This is a genomic window from Protofrankia sp. Cas3 (genome assembly GCF_963555955.1).
Lineage (GTDB): Bacteria > Actinomycetota > Actinomycetes > Frankiales > Frankiaceae > Protofrankia.
Map to the genome: position 1 here is coordinate 7,101 of NZ_CAUVXP010000166.1, position 6,364 is coordinate 13,464.

Below are 6,364 nucleotides of genomic sequence, written 5' to 3' on the forward strand. Positions count from 1 at the left end.
AGCCAGATCACCGTCCGTACAAACATGTAAGGGTAGTGCACCCTGTGTTGCCGACAGGCAACCAGGCAACTGATGATCTTTACTCAGCCGTTGGAATCTTCGACCCGGATGGAGCGACGCCGAACGTGGCGGCACCAGCCACCAGCCACCAGCCACCAGCCAACAGCGCCTCAGCCCGAGCCCGTCCCGCCGCATGCCCAAGCCCCACCACACCGGACTGAAGATCCAATAACTTCGGCACAAAAAGACGTCCGGACGGACAGGCTGCGAAATCCACCGATCGGACGTGACTGGCAACAGTCGTGACGACAGTCATCAACAGTGCCGTCGACACCATGACCATGCGGCTTTGAAGATCTCAGAAACGATGACGCTCGGTAATATCCACTACTCTGTGCTAGTGGGACTATGCACGACGCCACGATATGCTTCACTTCTGACCGGACGGGGGCGACATGGACAACGGGATGGACTTCTTCCTCAGTTACACCACAGCGGACCGGCAATGGGCCGAGTGGATCGCATGGCAACTGGAGGACGCGGGTTACACGGTCGGACTGCAGCAATGGGATTTCATCGCCGGCGAAAACTTTATCTCTCAGATGGTGACCATGCTCACCAGCGCGGATAAGGTCATCGCGGTAGTTTCTCCAGCCTATATCCGATCTGCTGCGGCGATGTCCGAGGCCTCGACAGGGATCCAAAACAAGAAACTGATCCCTGTCCGGGTGCAGCCCGTGGAGACGCCGGCGGCGTTTGCCGGTTTGGTCTGGGTCGACCTCGCGGGGGCCAGTGATGCGGCGGACGCACGGGAGCGTCTTCTCCGCGCTGTCCAGGGAGGACGGCGTAAACCTCGTGGCGTGCCGGTGTTCCCCGGCTCCACGGTCGGACGAGAATCGAACCACAGCCCGCGTTTCCCTCAGAACGGAGACCAGTTCGCCAGCTTCGGCCGCGAGGACGGTGAACGCGCGCCGGGTCCACGAGCCCTCCTCGTGCATGCATCCGGCGACGCCACCTTCGCGGTCGAGTTAGCGGACTCGCTGCGGACGCTCCTGGTGGAGGGGGTGTTATCGGGGGTCGACATGCACCCGGTCCAGCAACCCCTCGAGGAAGACAGCGGGCTGCGGATAGCCACCGGCGTGCGGGAGGCAGAAGTCGCGTTGCTGCTGGTCAGCCGTGATCTGCTGGCGACGGAGTACGGCTCGTCTCGAGATATGAACGTGCTTCTCCGCCGCCACGAGGACCGCCAAGCCGTGGTGCTACCGGTCCTGGTGCGCGCGACGTCCTGGGAACACCAGTCCTTCGGGCGCCTTACCCTGCTGCCCTCCGACGGTGTTCCCGTCACCCGGTGGGCCAGCCGGGACGAGGCTCTCAAGAATATCATCGACGGCATCCGACTCGCAGTATCGGGCCTGCGTGGCGCCGCGGCCGATCCGGACATGGTCGATCATGGACGGCTCTCGGCCGAGCGGGAGGGGCGCGAGTTGGGCGAGGTGTTCAAGCCCGCCGGCGTACCGACACTGACCTTCGTCGAACCAGACGATTTCATCGAGTTCCGGCTGGCACTACGTCAACCTGGGCTCGGCATCGTCCTGGAAGGGCCGTCCGGAATCGGTAAGACAACCATGCTGCGGCACGCCGTGTCCCAGGACAGCGACCATCTCGGGCCGGTGCGGATCCTCAGTGCCCGCAATCCCACCCACCTCGCCGAGATCAGCCGGCTGCCTGAGGGCCATGAGGGAGTCGTCGCGGTGGACGACTTCCACCGGTTGCCGGCCGACACTCGGGACCACCTCGCCGACTACCTGAAGTTGCTCGCTGACGACGAACGTGCGGTGGGCAAGCTCGTGGTGGTCGGGATCCCTGGCACGGCGCTGAGTCTGGTAACGGTGGGAAGCGACGTGGCGACCCGCATTCGGGTGTTCCGGCTTGGCCGCGCCACCGAGAGCCTCATCCTTCAGATGATAGAGAAGGGCGAGGTCGCTCTTCACATTCGCTTCGACAACCAGGCCGAGATCTGCCTGGCGGCAATGGGCAGCCTGCTCACGGCGCAGATGCTGTGCTGGCATCTGACGGTGATGGCCGGTATCGAGCGGACAGTGGATACCCTGACGACCGTCCGGGCCGACATCAGACGGGCCCGCGCCAAGGTGACCGACTCTCTCCGGCTGAAGTACCAGCCGATGGTTGACGAATTCACCGTGCTCGACGCCGCCACCGAGCCCCTGTGTATCGAGCTCCTGCTTCGCCTTGCGCAGGCCCCCGATGGCATCCTTCGACTCCAGAGTGTCCGCGAGGAACGCCCGGATCTGGACCACGCTATCGACCGTGTGTTCACATATGGGATGCGTGATGGCTTCGGGCTGAAGCGCGGGAGAATCGCCGAACATCTTTTTTATGACCCGCGAGGCCAGCGACTGATCGCCGACGACCCACAGTTTCTTTTCTACCTACGGCAGCTCAGCCGCGACGAGCTTCTCACCGCTGCCGGCAAGGTGCTGCCGGTCCCGCGGGACCAGGTATTCGTCTGCTATAGCCACAAAGACGCCACCTGGCTCGGCCGGCTCCAGGTTCACCTCAGCCCGTTGGAACGCAACGGAGTCGTCGACCTGTGGTCAGACCGCCGGATAGAGCTGGGCGACGACTGGCGCAAGGAAATTGCGATAGCGCTTTCCCGCGCACGTGCGGCGATCCTTCTCGTCAGCGCGGACTTCCTTGACTCCGACTTCATTCGCGATCACGAAATACCACCGCTACTCGAAGCAGCAGAGCAGGTCGGGTGCCGCATCATACCGATTCTCGTGGCGCCGAGCCTGTTCGAACAGGAGCCATCCCTCGCCCGCTTCCAGCACGCCAATCCAGGCGGGACCACTCTCGCCGAGATGCCCGGCGAACGCGCCGAACGGCTCCTCGCCGATATCGCCCGTTCGCTGTCAAAAATTCTTCAGAGCTCATCGAAATGAGCGTCTGCCTCCATTTGGCCGTGACGCCGATGCTCCGGACCAGCACAACAGAGCACGTCATTGCGACGTCTACCAGCAGGCTCCGGATAGGCGATAGGCCGACCAACCATATGCTCGGTTGCTTTCAAGCGCCGCCAGTTCGATTCGCCACGACGGACAAACCTGATCAAGGATTCTGGCAGCTCGGGAATCATGGCTGCCGTTCCGCAGCGCAGTGACGGCCGCGATATGGGCGTCGACGATGTTTCTTCCCGACGCCAGGCGGGTGTGGAACGCAATACTATACACGAGGGCGATCACATCGTCAATCTCCCAGAGACTACTGACGACAGCCCGTGCTCCGCGGGCCAGGAACGCGCTGTCGAGACCGCGCCATGTCTGTATCGCCCGGCCCCCAACCGGGTGTCGGCCCGTCTCGCAGGCGGACAGAACGATCAACGACGTCTTCGTCAACGGTGGACCGGCATGGACGCGGGCCGCCGAGAGCAGCGCATGCCCTGGGGTGTCACCTGCGAGCCAGAGCCCGCTGGCAAGAGCGTCAGGCCGGGACCATCCGTGAGCGGAAGCATGCGCCACGTGTGAGCCAGCGATCGCCGCCAGAACGGCATCCGGTCCGGCGGCGGCACCGCCAAGGACCCGGGCGCCCGGTGCGAGGACGGTGAGAGCGCTGGCTTCCTGGTCCGGGCCTTCGAGGACATCCAGGCCGAGACCGGGCGGGGCATGCGCCCCACTCGCTGCCACCACAAGATCGAGATCAAGGGGGTCGGCCCGTCTCGCAGCGAGATCACGGACAACGGCGGCGCTGGGAGCGTAACTGATCTGATAAAGATCATCCAGGAGGTCCGTGCCAACGTGGCAAGCGTGTATCGGTATCGGTTCCAGGGAGCGGCTCGGTGAGAGCACCAAATGGTGAATTTGGCTGCCGCGGAGCGTTTCGACGATCGGGGAGACCAGTTCATGGCCTACCCAATCGAGGACGGTGTCAAGAACCGCGGCCCTTTTCTCCCAGGAGCGCTCGGATGTCTGTGCGAGCCAGTAGTCGCAGATACTTCGGAGTCGGTCCACACGCACATGCCCGAGGTTCACCAGCCTTACCCGCGAACCCTCCCCCTCGTCGACAACGATTACGCAGGCGAGACTGTCATCGAACTCGGCGAGCTGCACGAAGGCCCGGCCCGGCTCGACAACGCCTACGGTTAGATCAGCAGGGGTGTCACCGCCCCTAAACCGTAGTTGCGCCTCCTGGCGGCGCCGGCGATAGATGTTCCTGGCATTCTCCACAGCCGAGGAAACTGTCGGGTCGGCCTGGCTGTCCGCTTCGGCGGAGACCCGATGTGCGTGGGCGGCGGCCAAGCTTGCCCGGGCGGCGCTGACGGCTCGCGCCTTCTCCTCGCCGCTGCTACCCGACAGGCCGAGATCGAAGAGGATCTCCTCGGATTTCGCGTTGTCCGCGCCGACGAACATATATGGCGCTGGATCCGGGGCACGGGAGAGGAGAATCAGCAGCGACACACCCGGTTCCCGATCTTCGGCGAGGGTGAGTGTCTCGTCGACTCGGTCGAGCAGGCCCGCTGTTGTGTCGGCAGGAAGTCTGATGAACCGGCCACCGAGATGTACCAGTTCACGCTCGCCACGTAGCCGGTAATAGTCGAGTCGAACGCCTGCAAGGCAGGCGAGAAGAAGCCCGACCGCGCCATGGGGCTCGTCCAGTTGAAAATAGAACGGCGCCAGCATTGCAGTACGCCACTCGCCTTGGCCGACCGCCAGGTGGAAGGTGACGCCGGTTGGAGTGCTCCATACTGCTAATTTTCCGGACGTGCCGCAAGCCAGATCAGCCTCGGCATCTTCCTCTTCCTCATCAGTCTCAACGACGACGCCCCAGTGCTCGATCGATCCAACTCCGTGCCGTATGATACGCGCACCGTGGTCAAAGACCTCCGCGGCGACCCAGTCGGGCACCGCCGAGCGCTCGCCGGCCACCATGCGGTCGGGAACACTGTCCGGCATTTGATACGGAGCACGAAATATTCGGAGATGCGCGTCGAGCCAGCGCCGACGGCGCATGACTCGCTGGTCTTGCTCGGCCATCAATATCTGCTCAGGCTCGGTCAGGTCAGCCAGCCATAGCTGGCAGCGACGCCACCCCTCAGCGGCAATCAACCGTGCTTCGTCCCGCTGTGCCCGCCCGCCACCAAAATAATCATCGTCGACCCCCTCAGCAACCCAGGCTCGAGTTAGCTGGTCGAGAGTCCGCCACATCACGAAGGACGCTTGGCCCTCCACAAGCCACGCGTCTACACCCTGATCACGATCATCCAACTGCCAACGTCCCGAACGGGCCGGTCCGTCATCCCCGAGAAGAGAACGCCGACGTGCCTCGGCCGAATACCGTCTGACCTCCGGACGGTCGGCAAGATAGACGAGAAGCTCCAGACCAACCGGGCGTTCGTTGCCTCCATCGGCTTCGATCTGAACCGGGCTCGAGGGAAGCGGAATCGGGTCACACGGCTCCACAATGAGAGCGGTGATGACCCGTTCATCGGTGAGCCCAAAAACCGTACGCAGGTGCCATCGAGCCACGTCCGCTCCCCGCTCGAGCACGAGACGCGGAGCGAGATAGCACAGAAAAGCCCCCAGAAGCTGATCCGGACTCCACCAATCAGCGATTGGAAGGCCCGCGCAACCCCATTCCACCCGAACCTGGCGCACCAGGCTCATCACATCCCCGGGCCCATAGCCCTCGAGCGCCTCCGACACCATCAGATGATCAACTATCTGGTCGGTGGTCATAACAACGCTCGCACTGCGGCAGATCCATGCGACCACAGCAGCCGCCCCGAGATCGGGCCTGTGACGCACTGGCGCGTATGCGCGAACGACACCCACCGAAGTGCCGGCCAGTCGAAGAACATCACGACAGAGAACGTCAAACCAGCGACGACGCGCGGAACTCACAGGTCGCGCCCGGCCACGGTAGGCCATGACCTCGGCCCGGTACGCGGCGTTCGCGGGCATGCGGGCGGATGAACTCTGAGGGTGATGCTCCCAGGGTACATCCGGACCGTCACCCGGTGCGTCGGGGCTGGTCGGTATCGTCATGCCGATATTGGCGGGTGTCGGGGGGATCTGGATGGGCGAGATGGCCGCGGCGGGTGCTCGGTTGGAGCAGCTCGTTCCCGGAGCGCGAGTGCTCGGCATCGCGGGAGACGGTCCGGTAGAGATCGCGAGGGCGCGGTGGGCCGGGGGCAACGCGATCAGAGTAACGTACAGGGACGATCATGGTGGAACCGGTGAGCGAATGCTCCTGCGCCGAGATGAATCACGCCTGCGTTTGGTCACTGACCAGGGCACTCACACCTTCGACGGGGCGCCGGATGCCTGGCTCCTCGCCGCGGAGGCGT

The 6,364-nt window shown here is 63.8% G+C and carries 4 protein-coding genes; 2 read left to right on the forward strand and 2 right to left on the reverse strand.

Annotation, left to right across the window (positions count from 1 at the left end):
• Positions 1-79: 79 nt before the first annotated feature.
• A complete protein-coding gene (locus U9983_RS22955; RefSeq protein WP_322756005.1) occupies positions 80-241 on the reverse strand; it encodes a hypothetical protein in 162 nt (53 codons plus the stop codon).
• Positions 242-455: 214 nt separating this feature from the next.
• On the opposite strand from U9983_RS22955, the gene U9983_RS22960 reads away from it, so the two are divergent.
• On the forward strand, positions 456-2,963 hold the full coding sequence (locus tag U9983_RS22960) for a TIR domain-containing protein (protein ID WP_322756006.1): 2,508 nt from the start codon (positions 456-458) through the stop codon (positions 2,961-2,963).
• A gap of 69 nt (positions 2,964-3,032) precedes the next feature.
• Here U9983_RS22960 and U9983_RS22965 read toward each other — a convergent pair whose 3' ends face one another.
• Complete coding sequence (locus tag U9983_RS22965) at positions 3,033-5,753, reverse strand: CHAT domain-containing protein (RefSeq protein ID WP_322756007.1); 2,721 nt, start codon at positions 5,751-5,753, stop codon at positions 3,033-3,035.
• 340 nt (positions 5,754-6,093) lie between these two features.
• On the opposite strand from U9983_RS22965, the gene U9983_RS22970 reads away from it, so the two are divergent.
• On the forward strand, positions 6,094-6,364 hold a 271-nt coding region (locus tag U9983_RS22970), incomplete at its 3' end, for a hypothetical protein (RefSeq protein ID WP_322756008.1).

What these genes read in the sequence shown, in the direction of transcription:
- U9983_RS22965 (WP_322756007.1), bottom strand. Translation starts at nt 5,753, where the DNA reads ATGACCACCGACCAGATAGTTGATCATCTGATGGTGTCGGAGGCGCTC.
- U9983_RS22960 (WP_322756006.1), top strand. Translation starts at nt 456, where the DNA reads ATGGACAACGGGATGGACTTCTTCCTCAGTTACACCACAGCGGACCGG.